Here is an 18533-nt window from a genome sequence, read left to right as displayed (position 1 = left end):
GGGGCGAAAAAACATTTTAGCAACACAAAAAAACCCGGTCGGATAAAACCAACCGGGTCCACTAATCATCAGGATACCAAAATAAGATTATTTCTCCGGAGGCACCACCTGCATCAACGCCGGGATCGAACAGGCATCATAAGCCGAAACAGCCACACCTGCCGGCGGCGTCGTCTTATAATCCTTCCCCATCAGCCCCGTGGAAGAGCTCCGCTTCGCATACGCATAATTGATGTTCTTCCGCAACCAGGCGAGATAATCAGTCTTACCACCATCCTCGATCAGCCGTATCATATACTGCGCCAGGATCGCATTGTACACGCCCTGCTCCTCTCCGCCTTCAAATGGCAGGATCCCATCCGCATCCGACATCTTGTTCTTCGTAAAGTCCGCCGCCAGCACCGCATCATTCAGGTACTTGGCATCACCGGTCTTCTTATACAACATCACTGCCGCACCGATGCAGCTGGCCTGGTTATACGTATGCACCGTCCAGTCGGCGGGGTTATTATCCACCTTATTGTCAGCCACCGCACCCGTCGTCGCGTTGAATAAATTCGTACGGGCCCAGTTATATACGCCGATAGCCTTCGTGGCATAGGCCTCATCCTTGGTAATATTGTATAAGGTCATCGCGCCAATCACCGTAGGATAGTTGATACAGGCCGTCTTTCCCCGCTGCTTCCACGCCCATTCCATCCCCCCGGTGGCCGCATCATAGGAGCCAATACGATTAATGGATGCATCCCCGTTCCAGACGAAGTCAAAGCCCGCCTTCGCATGGTCCAGGTATTTCTGGTCCCCCGTCACTTCATAGGCACGGGACAGGGCAATGATCCACCACATCATATCGTCCCAGATAAACCAGCTGACATCGTTCCGCCAGTTGTATCCCGCATACTGGGCATAGTTGCCCTGGTAAAGGTCCTCGATCAATTGCTTATACTGGGGGTCATTCGTCCGCTTGTACGCATTCATCGCCATGTCGAAATAGATCGCCTGCGTCCAGATGGCGGCAATACCGCTCTTGTCCGAAGCGCGATAATACAATTTCGCGTTCGTGTTGTAGAGGTACTTATTGAAATTATTATAGGCCGAAGTAGCATCGTTCGACGTGAACGACACTTCCTTGTTTCCCGCCGTATCCACGATGGGAGGCACATTGTTATTGCTCTTTCCGCAGGAGACGACGAAGGTCACCAGCAAAAAGGTAAAGACGGGTACTCTTAAAGACATATGCTTCATATTCCAACAGTTTACTGCACCGTTATTTTCCGGATCCGGTTGTTATCCATATCCAGTACATACAGATCATTGTTCTTATCGACCGCAATTCCCGTGGGCCTGTTAAACCGGGCGTCGTAGCCGAGTCCATCGATAAAACCCGTGTTATCGCCTACCCCGGCAATGGTCGTCACCGCCCATGTGCCCGCCGTGATCAGCCGCACATTATTGCTCTTATCGCCGCCGCCCTGGCCACTGACATACAAATTACCCTTACTGTCGATGGCAATCCCCCAGGGACGGGCAAAAGTAGCGGCCAGGCCTATCCCATCATCCATCCCGCCGACATGTGAAGTGCCTGCGATGGCTACCCCGCCATCGAAAGTGGCGCTTGCCGCATCATAGGTATACTTCCACACCTGCTGGTCATCATAATGGGTAGCGTAAATATTCCCTTGTCCGTCGATGGTGAGGGTGCAAGGCAGCGAATGATTGATGATCTTTTCCACATTGCCATTATGAAGATAGTAGATCCCGTCACCATAAAAGTCGGACCAGTAGATCTCACCCGTGGTAGGGTTGATCACCACCGAGGTCAGCTCATTGCCGCCATTGCCGCTGCCATGCGCATACGTAGAGACGACCCCATCCGGCGTGATCTTCCGTATATTCCTGCCATTCCTTTCGGAGACATATACATTGCCATCCTTGTCCACGGCCGTACCACAAGGGTTGTTGAACTGGGCCGCCGCCGCGGCACCGTCCGCATACCCATTGATGCCGCTGCCCGCGATGGTCGAGACCGTCCCGTCAGCAGCGACCTTTCTCACCCGTTGATTGCCGCCATCCGCCACATACACATTCAGGTCCTTATCTACACACAGCTGACCGCGTACCCCATTGAAGTTAAAGCTGGCGCCCGTACCCTTTCCATCACTGTACCCGGCCTGGCCCGAACCCGCCAGCGTGGACACCGAATAAGAGAACTGGTAGTTGAAGGGATCCGCACTGGCCACCGTCCCCTTGTCAATATCGACCTGGATTGGACCAGAACCCGTCTTGGTCGTGATCACCGCCATGATCTCATCGCCCTTCACCCTTACCACCAGCAGGCGAACGCCATTGATGGAGACCTTGATCTTCGATGTGTCCGTGGTGAAATTACTGCCTTTAATAAGGATCTCGGTGCCCAGCGGACCGGCAGCCGGCGCAAAACTATTCACCACCATAGGCTGGGAAGGATTGTGAGCAAAGCCGTCGCTTTTCTTACAGCTGATGAACCCCGCGCCAACGATCAGCGCAAGCAGTACGAAAGAATTTTTAATATACGTAAGCATAATTTTATCCGTTTTTTAATTTGACTTATTACCGTCTTCCATCACACCTCACCAGCCCGTGTTCTGCACCAGCTGCTTGTCATTGTTCACATCGTTGGATGGCAGCGGGAACAGGTAGTGCTGCTTGCTGAACACACGGTTCTCGAATACCACCACTTTGGTGAAATCGGGCAGATCAGCATCGATGCTGAGGCCATACATCGGACCACTATCCGTCTGCTCCGCGATCTTCCAGCGGCGGACGTCGAAGAAGCGGTTGTTCTCGAACGCCAGCTCCACCCGGCGTTCCTTCCGCAGCGCCGTCCGCATGTCAGCCTGCGATGCAGGCGCGTCGATGTCCGCGGAGCCATATAAGGGTATTCCAGCCCTTTCACGGATAAGATTGAGATACTTTAAGATATCCGGGTTCGACGGATCCGACTCATTGAGACACTCGGCATAATTCAGATAGACCTCCGCCAGGCGCAGCAGGGGCAAGGTCCGGTTGTTAAAATCCCATTTGCCAAAACCCATGGCCTTACGGGCGACATAGCCCGTCCTGGAATAGTCATTGGCCGTTTTTGAATGGCCTGAATTGCCATGATTGGTGAAGTCGGTATAGATCTTACCGTTCTGGGTGTTCAGCCAGAGGCTGCTGCTATAAGTGATGTTGACATAGAAACGCGGCTCGCGATTGACCCAGGGATTATAGATCGACCGCGCCTGGTCGTCCAGGGGAGCCTGGAACACCGAATAGCCGGAGTTTTGATAGCCCGACAGGGGATCGTCGATGCTCCTGCCGTTGGCCGTGAAGAAGGCGTCCACCATGTTCTGCGTGGGGTCGATGGCAGTACCTCCCCTTGAATCATTTCCGCCCGGCGCACCATCATGGAAAGGCGTCAGGGCATATTGCCAGGGCCCGATGGAATTGGCCACCCGGACAAAAATGGCTTCTTTGTTCCAGTCTTTTATGATGGCGTCCTTGCAGGACATGTAAGCGTCGATCACTCCATTGGGCCTTTCCACGTTGAGGTCGTAGACCGAGGGTACGAACTGGGCGATAAAATCACGGTAGGCGCCTGCGGCAGTCGCCCATTTGCCCGCATCATACGTCTGGCTGATCAACTGCTTGCCATCCTTATTTTTCAACGATGCATAATCGGTATTGCCATTGAACAGGGGACTGGCAGCATACATCAGCGCCTGTGCCCGGATGGCCATAGCCACACCTTTCGTAATGCGCCCTCCATCCTGGTTGATGTCGGCATATTGCACGGGCAGGTCGGCTGCGGCTTTCTGCAGCTCATCGGCCACATACTGCGTGCACTCGTCATAAGAGCTGCGGGGCACCTGTAAGTCAGCAGCCACTGCCACCGGGGTTTCCCCCAGCAACACCACGGGACCATAGATCCGCATGAGATAGAAATAATAAATGGCCCTCAACGCACGCGCTTCCGCCTTGTGCTGGGTGATCTGCTCCGTCGATATCCCTTTGATGGCATCCGCCTTTTGAATGAATACGCTGGCATCCCGGATCCCCTTGTAATAATTGGACCAATAACTGTTGACAATATCGGTAGAAGCATCCCAGCTGCCATTGTTGATATTGTTCGCCCTTCTGTCCTGCCAGGTCAGCTCTGCTTCGTCGGAGGCACAGGTCCAGAGTCCTGCGTTATGATCTCCTCCTGCATCGCGCTGTCCGTATTCATCGGGTACGCGCGTATAAACAGCCGAGAGGAACTGGTTGGCCGTCTGCCAGTTGGCAAAGGTCGCATCCAGCGTTAAATTTTCATCAGGCACCTGGCTGAGGTATTTTTTACAGGACGGAAAGGTCACTATAGCAAGGGCCAGCATCGTATAGAATATCTTTTGCATTTTTTTTAAGATTAGAACTTGAGATTAATACCAGCCGTTATCGTTCTCACATTGGGGTAAGTGTTCCCGTTATTCGTATTCAGCTCAGGGTCCCACAGCTTGAACTTGCTGAACGTCACCAGGTTGATACCCTGGCAATAAACGGCCGCATTCTTCACCCCCATCCTGTTCAGGAAGGAAGTAGGCAGATTGTAAGACAGCTGCGCCGTCTTGAGTCGGAGGAAGCCGATGTCCTTCACCCACCAGGAGCTCGTCTGGTAATTGTTGAAATTGAAAGCATTGCCATAGGCCAGGCGGGGGTAGAATGCATGCTGATTGGGATGCTCGGGCGTCCAGCGGTCCTGGGCGATGGCAAATACATTGCTCAGCTCGGCCGTGAACGGTGCGATCCCATCGCCGCCGATGTACCGGTCGGCATGGGCGACGCCCTGGAAGAAAACGGTGAGGTTGAAGCCTCTGTACCCGGCATTGAAACCAAAACCATATACCATCGAAGGCACATCACCGCGCCCAATGGCGGCTACGTCCTTATTATCTATCTTATTATCCCCATTCAGGTCCTTATACCTGATATCACCCGGCCTGATATCCGACTTTTCACCCCCAGGGACAGGATGATCGTCAATATCCTTCTGATCCACAAAGAGCCCATCAGCGATATATCCATACCGTGCCAGGATGTTGTGCCCCGTCTGGTTCATCCAGGGATAGTCCTGCGGAGGCATGTCGTTCTTCACCAGGTTGTCCTTGTTATACGTGATGTTGCCTCTTACCCCAAAGCTTACCCTTCCGATCTTGGTGTTGTATTCCACCGTGGCATCGATGCCTTTGTTGTCCACGACACCCAGGTTACCGTATGGTTGGGAGCTGAGGCCCATAAAAGCAACACTGGAAGCACGTTGGAGGAAGATGCCTTTCCGGTGCTCCTTAAAGACGTCCACGATGATGGACAGCTGATTATCCAGCGTTTTAACTTCCAGTCCGATGTCCTGTTTGTTGGAAGTGGCCCAGCTGACATTGGACGCGTAGCGGTCGACGCCGATGCCCGTGACGCCGGTGAAATTGCCGAAAGAATAACCCGGCGCGTTGCTGTTCATCTTATCGATGTAGAGGAAGCGGAGGTCGCTGTTGTTCACGCTGCCCAAACCCACCATACCATTGGAATAGCGGACCTTCAGGAAGTTGATGGACCTTTTCAATCCGGCAAAAAAGTTCTCGTTCGAGATCACCCAGCCAATGCCGCCGGCCGGGAAAGTGCCATATCTTTTTTGAGGGCTGAACAGCTCGGACCCGTTGTAGCCCAGGTTGAATTCGGCAAAGTAACGGTCGTCGTAAGAATACATCACCCGGCCCGCCAGACCTACATACCGTTCGGGAATACTGGTGAGATAATCCCCGAACGCATCTTCCCTGCTGCTGGCATAGAACAAGGCCAGCCCTGTCACATGGTGCCGTTGAAAACCGCGATCATAGTTGACGGCCCCTTCCGTGTAGAACAGGCGGCTGCCGCTGTTGCTCCTGTTATAGTCCAGGGTAGGGTTGGGAGAAGTATAGGAGGGCGTGGTGCCCAGGTTCAGCGTGCCATCCGGCAAATAGGGGTACTTCATATTGACGAACCAGGTGTTCTCCCGCTTGCCCCTGTTGATATTCTGCTCGTTGTGGCTATCGAAAGCCGCCATGGCCGTGATATTCAGGCCGGGCGTAAGTTCGGACAGGTCCTGTGTCAGACGGATATTAGAATTGATCTCGTTCGTATTGTTCGACGAGAAGCCGCGGGTCGTCAGGTCCGCATAAGGATTCCTGAAGCCGCCATTGGGGGAGATCCCCGGCACTAAGCCCCCCGGATACATGACGGGGTAGATCACGGGCGCGGCATCCATGGCGCTCTGAAAAATAGCCTGCGTACCCAATGCAGGGCCATTCAGGTTGGAAAAATATCCCTTCAGGTTGACATCCAGCTTCGTGCTTTTGGTCAGCTTGAGGTTAAGATTGGTGGTGAAGTTATACCGGTTGTATTTCAGGGAGGAGTTGTACTTTTCCAGGTCGCCCGTCTTCATAAAACTGCTCTCATTATAATAGGAGAGAGAGACATAGTACTGCGCATTTTGTACGCCGCCGCTGACATTGACGTTGGCCCGGCGAAGATGTCCCGTCTTGTTGAGCACCGCGTCCAGCCAGTCCACATTCGGATAGACCATCGGATCCAGTCCCGATGCTGTCTTATCGATATACTCCTGCGAATAAATGGGGTTCTGGCCGCGCGTGGTCTTTGCTTCATTGGCCAGGTACATATAGCTTATGCCATCCATCATCTTCGGTATCTTCGTAAAGGTGTTGACGCCTTCATTGTAATCTACAAACACCTGCGGCTTGCCTATTTTACCGCCTTTGGTTTTCACCAGGACTACGCCATTCGCGCCCCGTACGCCATATACCGCCGTCCCGGATGCATCCTTCAGGATCGTGAAAGACTCCACATCCTCAGGATCGATGTTGTTGAAGTCGCGCTCCACGCCATCCACCAGGATCAGCGGGGTGGTGCTGTTGCCGTTGCCAAAAGTAGCAATGCCCCTGATCCATACGTCGGCAGCGCTCTTGCCCGGTTCGCCGGAACGCTGTACGCCGATGACGCCGGAAATGCGGCCTGCCAGCATGGACGACAGGTCCGCCGTTGGCTGCTTCAGCTCCGAGACGTTCAGGCTCGACTGCGCACCCACCAGGCTGATCTTACGCTGTTTGCCGAATGCAACCACCGCCACTTCTTCCAGGTCCTTACCCTGGCCGGGCTTCAGCCGTACATTGACAATGCTTTGATTGCCCACAGGCACTTCCTGTGAGGCATAACCGATATAGCTGAACACCAGCACGGAAGAATCGCTGTCCACCACGATCTTATACCGCCCATTGCCATCCGTCGACGTCATGGTAGGAGTACCGCTGACGCCCACGCTCACACCGCCCATGGGCTTGTTGTTCTCGTCGATCACCACACCCGAGATCACCGTGTCCTTCCTGGCAATGGCAGCGCCGGTGTGCACCGCCCGGGGCTGCGCCTTCTTCCGGATGACGATGACATTGTTCACCTCCTCATACCCCAATGATTTATTCTGCAATAATTTTTGCAGCACGTTGTCCAGCGGTTCTTTGGAAAATACACAGCCTGCGATCTTGTAGGAGCTCAGCAGCTGTTTGTCATAAGCGAAGGAGACCTTGGTGATCTTGTGGATCTCCCGGATGGCCGTCTCGAGGGTGCCGTCCTTGATGGTTGCCGTGACAGTGACACCTTTCAGGATCTGACCGTCACCGGCATACGCCGGGAAAAATAGGGAGGTCGTCGTTAGTAGGAAGAACAGCAGGTAAGTGATCTTTCTCCACCTGCTAACGTTCTTCATGGCAAGCCTTGTTTGCATACTTTTTAAGCTTTTAGTTTGGTTTTCAATCAGCGCCTTGCCATGAGCTGTATCGATTTAGCATATGGCGTCTGTTTTTCTTTTATTGGTAAATGGTGGGTTTATTTAGCTAAGTAAAATTGTTTGTTCTTTTCCCTGACCTTCAGCTCGTGAATAGCGGCCAGTACCTGGATGGCCTGCAGCGGCGACATGGCCGACGACAGTTCCGTGGTGTATCTCGTGTTCCTGATTGCTTCATCGTTGGTGACGACATCGATGCCATAATTCTTCTTCATGATGGTGGCCATCTCATTAAAGGAAAGATCGTTCAACACCAGTCTTCCGCTTTGCCAGGCCGTCAATGATTCGTCCAGGGGGATCTTTTTATAGGTCTTACTGGTCTTGTTAAACACCAGCTCCTCTTCTTTCAGCAGCACGCTGAGGGCTGCCGAGTCGCCGGCCACGCTCACCTTTCCGTCGACGACGCCAATGCTGAGGTTATTCAGCTCCTTATACGCCGATATATTAAAGGAGGTCCCCAGCACCGTGGTAGTAAGGCTTCCGCTGGTGACCGTAAACGGCCTTTGCGCATCCGTCTTTACATCGAAAAACACTTCCCCGTCGACCAGCTCTATCTTCCTGTCGCTGGAAAAGTCATTTTGTATGCGGATGGTCGTTCCCGCGTTCAGCAGCAGCAGCGAGCCGTCCTGGGCCGTGACCTTTTTCTTTTCGCCTATGCCCGTGCTGATGGTGGTAAATGCAATGGCATCCTGCTGGCCATGTCTGTGATGTAATATTAAAAGGGCGGCGCCCGCAATGACGAGGATCATCGCTGCCACTTTGAGATAGGAGGGTAATGTCCATACTTTCTTTTCTTCCGACAGAACGGGCGCTACTTTATCCCAGATCTCCTGCCGGGTGGCAGCGGTCTCTTCTTCAGACAACGGCACGAGTCGCTCATTGTCAAATGAATCGTACCAATTGTCCACCGCATTGCCGTCCTCGCCATGTGCGTTGCCAAGCAGGTACCGCTGCAGGATGCGTCTGATATTTTTTTCTTCCAATTCGGAGCCTTTTACCTTCTATCTTCAAAAATGCGTTTTAGTACTAGTCCGGATAAGGTTTTTTTTGAAAAAATATCAAATACATCCTGGAGGGCTATAAATCATGGCCTGCCAGGGCCTCACCATCTGACAGGGCCTTACCTTCTGACAGGACCTCATGGCCTGACAGGGCCTCACCTTCTGACAGGACCTCATGGCCTGACAGGGCCTCACCATCTGACAGGGCCTCACCTTCTGCCAGGGCCTCACCTTCTGACAGAGCCTCGCCGTCTGCCAGGGCCTCACCGTCTGGCAAGACAGTCTGCCCGGCCGCCGAACTTTATTGGGAGCAATAATAGAACAGAAGGATGACGACAAAGGCCCAATCCCCATTGTCCCGGGAGGCAAGGGAGGCCCGCAGTCTTTTCAGGGCTTCCGTCAGCTGATTTTTGACGGTCTGTTCGGAGACATTCAGCTGGCGTGCAATATCTGCAATGGAAAGGTCTTCTTCCCGGCTCATCCTGAAGACCTGCTGCATTTTGGTGGGCAGCCGGCTGACCTCCCCTTCGATGAGCGCACTGAGCTCTTTTACTTCCAATTCATTTGCCGGGACCTGGTCGGTCAGCACTTCGAAGAATGTGCTGTTCCTGATCTCCGCCGCACTAAAGGCATAGTGGCTGATGACACGGTATTTCACGGCTGTAAAGAGATAGCGGCCGATCTCGCCGTCTTCGAAGGTGAATAGATCTTTTCTTCTGCGCCATACAGTGGTCATGATCTCCTGCACCATGTCCTTCGCCTCATCCTTGTCCACCCGTTGGCAGGCTTTCAGGTACAAACGCTCCCAATACCTGTCATACAACACCTTGAATGCGGCGGCATCACCCTCTTTTATGGCATGTAATAGCCCCGCATCGCTTAACTGTTGTTGCATGTTGAAAAAGTGGAACCCCTTATGGCAGAATTTGCGGGCTAAGGTAATATTATCTTTTAATTTAACCCGCAGGCGGTCGCCAGGCACTGGGAACCAACGACTTGACACTTTACGTCATTGCCCGCCACCCGCCTGTCCTATCAGCATGTCGCCCATAAGACGGGTGACATGCAGAACGCCATCTCTTTTCATGCCGAAGAGCTCCCGTACGAAAAGCCTTCCCTTCCAGTGAGGCCCCTTAAAAGGCAGGGTCATTTCCTCCGGCGGAAGTTTCACACCGTAAGTGGCATACCGCGGCAGCTTTTGCAGAATAGTCGCCAGCGGGACATGGAGGGCGCTGTCCCCCGAAGGCAAAAGACGCAGTTCGCTCGTCGTCGAGTCCAGGCAGACGGTGAGGCTGACATCTCCTATTTTATACCCTAAGCACTTGAACTCATCCTTGACGTCCCCAATCAGGTCAAAACGCGGGACCAGGTAAGGCAGCCCTTCCGTGGAAAGCGCCGCATCCTCCGGCTGCATGCTACAGCTGAAACGTTCCACTGGCTCGACCGCTCCATCCCACTCATATCGGCCCTTATACGGGACATGCATAAGTGCCATGATTCTTTCTGCCTGCCCCCCCTGAATTAATCTACCCACTTGCGAATCTTTCCGCATCATAGAATCCAGGTTTTGGGGGAACCAGGGCTGTAATGACTGGTACCCATGCGTTTCCACAATATAGTCGGTGATCGTGCTGATCTCTTTCCGGTCCTCCTCCGGCACCGCCGTCTGCGCCGCCGTCACCTTCCCGTCCTTTAAAAGACCATATTTCTCCAGGTAGCCCTTCAGTCTCGCCTGCTGGCTATATCTCGACACATTGAAGACGCTCCAGGGACCGAATGAGGAAAGAAAAGCCAGCAGACACAGCGACAATGGGATGTGCCGTATATTCTTGTTCCTGCTCCGCAGAAAATACACGGCGATAGAAAACAGCCAGGCCGCCAGCAGCAGCACAAAATAACGCAGCTCCGTAATCCCATAGGCCGCCACCCTTTTCCAGATGGCAAATCCCAACATCACCAGCAGGGGAAAAAGCGCAAAGTAAAAGAAGCGGGAATATCCATTGATCCATCTACTCCCCTCATCGTTGCGCAGCGGATAGATCAGCAGCAGCGCCAGGATGCCCGCCACGGAGAAACCCAGCACCAGGTAAGCCACCCAGCCCGTAGGCCAGTGCGCCGTAATGACGATCTTGAAAAGATAGGCATACAGGATGACCATATACACCGTGAGGATCGGCAGCAGCACATACTGCGTAAAGATCTTCAGCCCTTTGGGATAATCGTCGATGACAGGGACATCCGCATAGTCCGCCGGAAAGCCCGACAAAAAGAACCAGGTATTGAAAACACCCACCAGCAGCAGCCAGGTGTCCGCATACCACTTGTAGCTGAGGTTCACGTTAAACAGGTTGTCGATGGCCAGGAAGGCAAGCGCAAGACCGGCATACAGTACCGTCGTATACAGCACACTGGTGAGTATCCGGAGAAAAAGCTTTTTATTATACTGCCAGAAGCTGTTGATATGCTCGCCGCCCAGGAACCCGATGACGGCGATCATCCAATGCAGCCCCAGGGCATACAGCACCCACCGGATCACCGTCTTTTTCTGAAGCTCATCCGGCATCGTGAAAAAATAGACCACCACCAGCACCAGGATCACTGACTGCAGCATCACTGACTTCCCGCGCGCCCAATTCCTCCGCTCCGCCCACACCGTCAGGGCAATGGACAACAACATACCGAGATAGCAGCTGACGATGGCATTGGTGCATCGGACACGCACCTTGTCAGACGAATCCAGGACGGGCACCATCCTGATGGCGAAGGACGTTGCCAGCGCTGCCAGCAAAATGGCCAGGGGAAAACGCAGAAAAGTGTGTCCCGCGCGATGGGTCAGGGAGGATAGGGAGGGGAATTTCATATCCCAATCTAACGAAAAGGGCCGGGAAATGGTATTCCCGGCCCCACCTAAAAAACTTGCAGCTCATTACTCGTCGCTCACAGCTCGTAACTCCCCACTTGCAGCTTGTAGCTTGCAGCTTGCAGCTCACAGCTCACAGCTCACCGCTCACACCACCACCCCCGCCTCCTCGATCTTATGGATCGCCTTGATCGTTTTGATCACCGAATCCGGCGTCACCGAGATGCTGTCGATCCCTTCTTCCACCAGGAACTGCGCAAAATCCGGGAAATCCGAGGGACCCTGTCCGCATATGCCCACTTTCACCCCGCACTGTTTAGCCGTACGGATCAGCATACGCAGCAGCTCCTTCACCGCCTCGTTGCGCTCGTCATAGATATGCGCCACCAGCGAAGAATCCCGGTCAAGCCCCAGTGTCAGCTGGGTAAGGTCGTTGCTCCCGATGGAAAACCCATCGATATGCTCTGCAAACTGCCGCGCCAGGATGATATTGGAAGGCAGCTCCGCCATCAGGAAGACTTCCAGCGGCTGAATGTCCCCGCTTGCAGCTTGCGGCTTGCGGCTTGCAGCTCCCCGCTCGTCGCTCACGGCTCGCAGCTTTCCCTGCTCCAGTCCATATTCTTTCATCACTTGCTTCACCTTGTGCAGTTCCTCCACCGTGCGGCAAAAAGGGATCATCACCACGACATTGTCCAGCCCCATCTCCTCGCGTACCCGTCGGATGGCCTTGCATTCCATGCCAAACGCCTCTTTATACTGGGGAGCGTAATAGCGGGAGGCGCCTCTCCAGCCGATCATCGGATTTTCCTCATGCGGCTCATAATATTTTCCGCCCAGGAGATTGAAGTATTCATTGCTCTTGAAATCCGAGAAACGTACGATCACTTTCTCCGGGTAGAAGGCCGCCGCAATACGGGCTACCCCATACGATAATTTGCGGATAAAGTAATCCTCCTCGTCGGCAAAACCCTGGATCTTCTTCCGGATGGTCTCCGACAGCGCCGCATCCTTCAATGTTCCGTGCGTCAGCAATGCCACAGGGTGAACGCCAATGTAATTATTGATGATGAACTCTTCTCTGGCAAGGCCCACGCCCCGGTGCGGCAGATGGGAATAATGGAAAGCCATGGCCGGCGAACCCACGTTCAGCATCAGGGGCGTACGGATCTCCGGCAAAGTGCCCAGGTCCGTTTCTATCTTCTGGAACTCCAGCGTGCCCTCGTACACCATCCCCTCATCCCCTTCCGCACAGGAAGCCGTCACCACCTGCCCGTCGGACAATAGCTCTGTCGCATTGCCGCAGCCCACGATGGCCGGTACGCCCATCTCACGGGCAACAATAGCCGCATGGCAGGTACGCCCACCCTTGTTCGTAATGATGGCCGCCGCTTTTTTCATGATGGGCTCCCAGTCCGGGTCCGTCATATCCGTCACCAGCACGTCTCCCGGGGTAAATTCATGCCCGTCCGTCACCCGCTTGTCCAAAGAATGCATGATGTTCACCTTGCCGGAAGCGATCTTGTCTCCCACCGCAATGCCCTTCAGGATAGGCTTCACCTGCCGGCTCGCTTCCGACATCCTGTATTCCGTCAGCGTGTTGTGCTCCTTGCGGGAATGGATCGTCTCGGGCCGTGCCTGTACGATGAACAATTCACCGGAAAGGCCATCCACCGCCCATTCCACATCCATAGGACACCAGCGACGCTTCAGCTTGGAGTAATAGTCTTCTATCAGGCAGACCCAACGGGCCAGCTTCAGCACCATAAGTTCTTCCAGGCAAAATCGATGCTGAAGATTCTTATCCGTCGGTATCACTTTCACCCGTTCGTCGGGGTCGTCCCCATACACCATCAGCTTGTCCTTCGATCCCAGCTTCTTTTCGATGATGGAGGAAAAACCTTTTTTCAGCGTAGGCTTGAAGACGATGAACTCATCCGGTGAAATAGCGCCCTGCACGATCATCTCGCCCAGTCCATAAGAGCCATTGATCACCACCGCATCCCTGAATCCCGATTCCGTGTCCAGGGAAAAAGCCACGCCCGAAACGCCCAGGTCACTACGCACCATCTTCTGCACACAGACGGAAAGCCCTACTTCGAAGTGATCAAAGCGGAAACTCTCCCGGTAGCTGATGGCCCTGTCCGTAAACAAGGAGGCAAAACAGTTGCGCACCGAATCCATCAGTGCGGCCGGTCCGCGTACATTCAAATACGTCTCCTGCTGACCCGCGAAGGACGCATCCGGCAGATCCTCCGCCGTTGCGGAACTACGCACCGCCACGTCCGTATCCGTCTGTCCATACTGACCCGACAGCTGGTGATACGCTTCGATGATCGCCGCGCTCAACGCCGGAGGGAATTTGCTGTTGCGTATCAGCTGTCGCACCTGCAGACCCGCCCTGCGCAAGGACTCCACGCTGTCGTAGTCGATGGTCTTCACAAGCCGCCGGATCTCCTGATCCAGGCCGCTGGACGCGATAAACTCACGGTAAGCATAGACCGTGATCACAAAGCCATCCGGGATCCGTATCCCAAGATCATCGAGATTATTGATCATCTCCCCGAGGGAGGCATTCTTTCCGCCGGCAATCCCTATATCGGATAGGCCGACCTGCCGCAGCGGCAGAATGTAGATAGGTTGGGTCATATAGCAAAAGCATTGGTGACGAAAGAAAAAAAGCGTGAGTTTTTCAGGGAAGCCGCAGGAGGGGTAGCGCCCCACCTGTTCATGCGGCAGCCATCAGGCTGGAAAAGCAAGCCGCCAGCGACTGCACAAGCAGACAATAGCCGGTGCGCTTATCGGAAAAAACTTTTGCAGGATAATCAGGTCTCATTGCACAGTAAAGATATACAAGGATCCGGAAATATATTATACTTTTTTTGCCTATGTAAAAAGAACACAATAAAACGTTTTAGCAATTTTAGTGGACTTCTCTTTCCGGCGAATACCCCCATTTGTTATATTTACGCCCCATATGCAAAAGCTCATTTACCTCCTCATCCTCGCCATCGCCATACCTATCCTTTCCTTTACCCACCGGCCCCTCACCTGGGTAGCCATCGGGGATTCCATCACCTATCTCAACGATCACCCCGACGAAACGGGCAACCGGGTGACGAAAGGCTACCTGTCCCGGGTAACCGAAAAACTATCGTATGTACAATATATCAACCAGGGACATAATGGCTGGACTTCGAGAAAGATCGCCGATTCCATCGAGCGCCTGGGCATACCCAGGGCCGACGTCTACTCCATTTTTCTCGGCACCAATGACTGGTGGCAAGGGCATCATGTCGGGTTCTGGAAAGATTATGCATCCGGTTCGGGAGACACCACCATCTACGGGGCCTTCCGTATGATCATCGACAAAATACGGCGGCTGAACCCCGATGCCTCCATCGTGCTCATCACTCCGCTGCAGCGGGGCGATTTTGTATACATCAATAATGCGAAGAACAACGCCTTCGGCTCCTACAAAGACAAGGACGGTCAGCGCCTGGAACAGGTGGTGGATGCAATTCGCGACATAGGGGAGCATGAGCATTTTAAGGTCGTCGATCTCTATCACGACCGGCACCTATCCGTCTCCCATACCGTGCGATACAAACGTCTCCGGGACTCGGCCACGGGCGAATACAGGAATTACAGCTATCCGGATTATACCACTATACCATTCCATCCGGAAGTAGACGAATACCCCTATCCCGCCGATGCCATCGGAATGACGTACGATGGGCTTCATCCATCTGATAAAGGGAATGCATGGATTGCGAAGAAGTTGGTGAAGGTGTTGAGGAAATTGTAGGGCGTGCCCCTTCGGATCGGGCTGTACGCTTGTAGTCCTCGCCTTTGGCTGCGGGCTACCGCTCCCATCCCTCACGCGGGACCTTTAATGTGCCATAGCTTTGTTGCCTTCAGGCGCATTTTTCCTTTTCTTTTCGCCGGGCAGCCCTAACCGCTCCGCCGCTGTACATTGGGTACCTCTGCGCATTTGATCACTATTCAACACATAAATTATTTGACAGTTGTGACTGAATCGAATATCCCAATGTAAGGCGGCTCCGCGGCAGGGCTGACCCTGGCAGATACAATGTGCAAGTGGGGCATTCAGTGCGGGATAGATTGCAATTGCTGTAAAGAAGCGTTGTTGGCGACTTCTCTTTTGCACGACAGATAACACGAAGTGCAGGTTAATGTCCCGCTACACTATTTGGCTTCATAAAAATCCTTAAAACAAATCGCTAATATATTTAGTATTTTTGTGCCCTTGTTCTATTTTATGACTCACATCCCTTACTCCTATAAACGTCCTCGTTCAGAACGTTATGTCTTTACCAGCATTGGTAAAAGAAGAATAGAAAAAGTAATAGACTTCGTTCCTGTTGGGGTAAAAAATATAATGAACCTGGGTTTTGGAGATTTATTGCCAGATGGTTCAGTGGATGACACCGCCAATTCCAACAATGGGGACATCGTAAAAGTATTAGCAACCGTAATTGCGATCTTAAAAGATTTCACAACTGAATATCCCCAGGTTGAGGTCTTTTTTGCGGGAAGTACGATCGAACGTACAAAATTATATACTCGAATTCTTAGGACTTATTACTCAGTTTTTAGCAAGGAATTTACCATTTCAGGCATCACAGGTTCTGAAAACGATAATAAACGAATAGCCTTCCACCCAAAAGCCGACATTGAATATTTGGCCTTTTTAATAAAAAGAATTAATTAACTTTGAAATATGCCATTGGCTAAGAAAAATACCTCGAAAAGAAGTCTGAAAAAAAGCCCTCCTTCTACCACTGTGGTGGCCGTCAGAACGCGTATAGCTCCTAAGGATACTTTATTTCCCAAAAAAGTAGCAAGGGCAAAAAAGATTCTCAGTAACACGCAAGATTTGTAGTCTCTGCCAACAAGAAAATCAAGCCGCAGGCAACCTCACCGTCAACACGCACCCATCCCCCGGCTTCGACTGGATCTCCACCCTCCCCTTAAACAGCTCCGTCCGGCTGATGATATTCGTGATCCCCACGCCTTTGCGATGCCGTGATATATCAAACCCCACCCCATTGTCCACCACCGCCAGCACAATATCCGGCCCTTCCAGCGACAGCCTGATCATCACCTCCGTCGCCTTCGCATGCTTCATGATATTATTCAACTGCTCCTGTATGATCCGGAACAAGGTCAGCTTGCGCTGCTCATCCACTTCCGCCTCCACGATATTATGAATATCCAGCTGCACATGGATCCCCTTGGCCACCTTCATATCATCCGTGATATCTTCGATGGACTCCAGCAGCCCGATCTCCCGCAGACCCGGCGTGATCAGGGACTTGGAGATCTTCCTGATCTCATTGATCGCCCTGCTGATCAGCTCGGTACTACGCTCCAGCAGCTCCTGCCGCATCTCATCATCCGACATGGCCGTATTGACATAAAGGTTGCTGGCGCCCAGGATCTGGTTGACATTGTCATGCAGCTCCTTCCCTATCTCCGTCCGCTCCTTCTCCTGCGCAATGATGACGGCCTCGGTGATCTGCCGCTGCCGCATCATCTGTTGCTCCTTAAGCTCGTTCTCCAGCAGGATCCTCTCCGTGACATCGCCTGCCAGCACGAGGATGGCCCTCCGTCCCCTGTAATTGATATTATGCCAGGCCTCTTCCACAAAAATGTTGTCCCCATTCTTCCGGATATGCTGTATCAACCCCTTCTGCTCTACGACCCTGGCCTTTCCCAGGTCTTCCACCTCCTTCCTCAATGCCGCGAGGTCTCCATGCAGCCGCAGGTCCGCCAGCGACAGGTGGAGAAAATCCTCATTGGTATACCCATAATGCCGCACCGCAGCGCCATTCGCCTCCAGGATAAGCAGGCTATCCATATGGAAGACCCACATGGGCATCGGATTGTTATTGAACAGCTCCCGGTAACGCTCCTCGCTTTCCTGCAGGTTCTCCAGGTTCCGTTTGCGTTCGAGACTGTAGCGGATGGCGCGGGACAGCAACTTCTCATCGAAATCCCCCTTGGTGAGATAATCCTGCGCCCCCATCGCCAGCGCCTGCAACGCAACGTTCGTATCGGAAAGCCCCGTCAGCAGGATGACAGGCAGCCGCTGGACGAGCACGCCCAGCCCCGTATAGGATTCCAGTCCAAAACTATCCGGCAGCGAGAGGTCCAGGAGCACCAGGTCGACCTTTTCCTCCGACAGGATCTTCCTGGCCGCTGTAAGATGGCTCGCCTCGAAGAGCTTCTGAATGGAAATATCGGTGGCGCGGAGAAATTCCTTTAGTAAGAAAATATCTCCCGGATTATCCTCCACCATCAGGATGCTGAGTGATGCGTTGATACCGGACATTTATGCCGATTTAGGTAATTTCACAATGCTGATCCAGAAATCCTCGATGGTCCTTACCACATCCATAAAGCGGTCCAGGTCCACCGGCTTGGTGATATAGCAGTTGGCATAATTGTTATAAGAGGTCATAATATCTTTTTCCGAGGAAGAAGTGGTCAGCATGATCACGGGGATCCGTTTCAAATGGGGATCGTTCTTGATAATGCCGAGCAATTCCGTTCCATCCATCTTCGGCAGGTTGATATCCAGCAGGATGAGATCCGGCGACTCCTGGTCCCGGAAAGGAGGTTCTTTTTTCAGGAAGCTCAGCGCCTCCATGCCGTCATAGGCTACGGATATACGGTTGACGATCTTCGCTTCTTCCAGCGCTTCTTTGGTAAGGAGGACGTCGCCTTCGTTGTCGTCCACCAGGAGAATATGGATCTCTTGCAT

Annotated in this window: 13 protein-coding genes; 2 read left to right on the top strand and 11 right to left on the bottom strand. The window is 53.0% G+C overall.

The features are described 5' to 3' along the window. Positions 1-87 precede the first annotated feature (87 nt). The 9 genes from Q4E93_RS20135 to ppsA form a co-directional block, all read right to left on the bottom strand. Positions 88-1236: a glycoside hydrolase family 76 protein gene (locus tag Q4E93_RS20135; protein WP_303588302.1), complete on the bottom strand. Its 1149-nt coding sequence runs from the start codon at positions 1234-1236 to the stop codon at positions 88-90. 20 nt (positions 1237-1256) lie between these two features. Continuing rightward, positions 1257-2561, bottom strand: a complete 1305-nt coding sequence (locus Q4E93_RS20130; protein WP_303588301.1) for an IPT/TIG domain-containing protein — start codon at positions 2559-2561, stop codon at positions 1257-1259. A gap of 48 nt (positions 2562-2609) precedes the next feature. Further along, positions 2610-4415: a RagB/SusD family nutrient uptake outer membrane protein gene (locus Q4E93_RS20125; RefSeq protein WP_303588299.1), complete on the bottom strand. Its 1806-nt coding sequence runs from the start codon at positions 4413-4415 to the stop codon at positions 2610-2612. Positions 4416-4426: 11 nt separating this feature from the next. Beyond that, the gene (locus tag Q4E93_RS20120) at positions 4427-7825 is read right to left on the bottom strand and encodes a TonB-dependent receptor (RefSeq protein WP_303588298.1); all 3399 of its coding nucleotides are present in this window, start codon (positions 7823-7825) and stop codon (positions 4427-4429) included. Between the two features lie 101 nt (positions 7826-7926). After that, positions 7927-8868, bottom strand: a complete 942-nt coding sequence (locus Q4E93_RS20115; protein WP_303588296.1) for a FecR family protein — start codon at positions 8866-8868, stop codon at positions 7927-7929. Between the two features lie 94 nt (positions 8869-8962). Further along, positions 8963-9163: a hypothetical protein gene (locus Q4E93_RS20110; RefSeq protein WP_303588295.1), complete on the bottom strand. Its 201-nt coding sequence runs from the start codon at positions 9161-9163 to the stop codon at positions 8963-8965. A gap of 24 nt (positions 9164-9187) precedes the next feature. Next, complete coding sequence (locus Q4E93_RS20105; RefSeq protein ID WP_303588294.1) at positions 9188-9781, bottom strand: RNA polymerase sigma factor; 594 nt, start codon at positions 9779-9781, stop codon at positions 9188-9190. A gap of 114 nt (positions 9782-9895) precedes the next feature. Next, a complete protein-coding gene (locus Q4E93_RS20100) occupies positions 9896-11746 on the bottom strand; it encodes a DUF4153 domain-containing protein (RefSeq protein ID WP_303588293.1) in 1851 nt (616 codons plus the stop codon). A 147-nt stretch (positions 11747-11893) separates the two neighbouring features. After that, positions 11894-14392, bottom strand: a complete 2499-nt coding sequence (gene ppsA / locus Q4E93_RS20095; RefSeq protein WP_303588292.1) for a phosphoenolpyruvate synthase — start codon at positions 14390-14392, stop codon at positions 11894-11896. 328 nt (positions 14393-14720) lie between these two features. On the opposite strand from ppsA, the gene Q4E93_RS20090 reads away from it, so the two are divergent. Together Q4E93_RS20090 and Q4E93_RS20085 are read left to right on the top strand one after the other, a co-directional pair. Next, a complete protein-coding gene (locus Q4E93_RS20090) occupies positions 14721-15551 on the top strand; it encodes an SGNH/GDSL hydrolase family protein (RefSeq protein WP_303588291.1) in 831 nt (276 codons plus the stop codon). Between the two features lie 474 nt (positions 15552-16025). Further along, a complete protein-coding gene (locus Q4E93_RS20085) occupies positions 16026-16478 on the top strand; it encodes a DUF6934 family protein (protein ID WP_303588290.1) in 453 nt (150 codons plus the stop codon). Positions 16479-16667: 189 nt separating this feature from the next. On the opposite strand, the gene Q4E93_RS20080 is transcribed toward Q4E93_RS20085, so the two are convergent. Further along, the gene (locus tag Q4E93_RS20080) at positions 16668-18101 is read right to left on the bottom strand and encodes a hybrid sensor histidine kinase/response regulator (RefSeq protein WP_303588289.1); all 1434 of its coding nucleotides are present in this window, start codon (positions 18099-18101) and stop codon (positions 16668-16670) included. Then, entirely contained in the window at positions 18102-18533 is a 432-nt protein-coding gene (locus Q4E93_RS20075) for a response regulator (protein ID WP_303588287.1), read from the bottom strand.

Source organism: Flavitalea plasmicola (assembly GCF_030546645.1).
GTDB lineage: Bacteria > Bacteroidota > Bacteroidia > Chitinophagales > Chitinophagaceae > Puia.
Note: the sequence above shows the minus strand (reverse complement) of the source record. Positions and strands in the feature narration are given on the sequence as shown.

Bases quoted from the DNA above. Each gene is read 5' to 3' on its own strand.
- Q4E93_RS20080 (WP_303588289.1), bottom strand. From the start codon at position 18,101: ATGTCCGGTATCAACGCATCACTCAGCATCCTGATGGTGGAGGATAAT.
- Q4E93_RS20105 (WP_303588294.1), bottom strand. From the start codon at position 9,781: ATGCAACAACAGTTAAGCGATGCGGGGCTATTACATGCCATAAAAGAG.
- Q4E93_RS20135 (WP_303588302.1), bottom strand. From the start codon at position 1,236: ATGTCTTTAAGAGTACCCGTCTTTACCTTTTTGCTGGTGACCTTCGTC.
- Q4E93_RS20130 (WP_303588301.1), bottom strand. From the start codon at position 2,561: ATGCTTACGTATATTAAAAATTCTTTCGTACTGCTTGCGCTGATCGTT.
- Q4E93_RS20120 (WP_303588298.1), bottom strand. From the start codon at position 7,825: ATGCAAACAAGGCTTGCCATGAAGAACGTTAGCAGGTGGAGAAAGATC.
- Q4E93_RS20075 (WP_303588287.1), bottom strand. From the start codon at position 18,533: ATGCAAGAGATCCATATTCTCCTGGTGGACGACAACGAAGGCGACGTC.
- ppsA (WP_303588292.1), bottom strand. From the start codon at position 14,392: ATGACCCAACCTATCTACATTCTGCCGCTGCGGCAGGTCGGCCTATCC.
- Q4E93_RS20090 (WP_303588291.1), top strand. From the start codon at position 14,721: ATGCAAAAGCTCATTTACCTCCTCATCCTCGCCATCGCCATACCTATC.
- Q4E93_RS20125 (WP_303588299.1), bottom strand. From the start codon at position 4,415: ATGCAAAAGATATTCTATACGATGCTGGCCCTTGCTATAGTGACCTTT.
- Q4E93_RS20085 (WP_303588290.1), top strand. From the start codon at position 16,026: ATGACTCACATCCCTTACTCCTATAAACGTCCTCGTTCAGAACGTTAT.
- Q4E93_RS20100 (WP_303588293.1), bottom strand. From the start codon at position 11,746: ATGAAATTCCCCTCCCTATCCTCCCTGACCCATCGCGCGGGACACACT.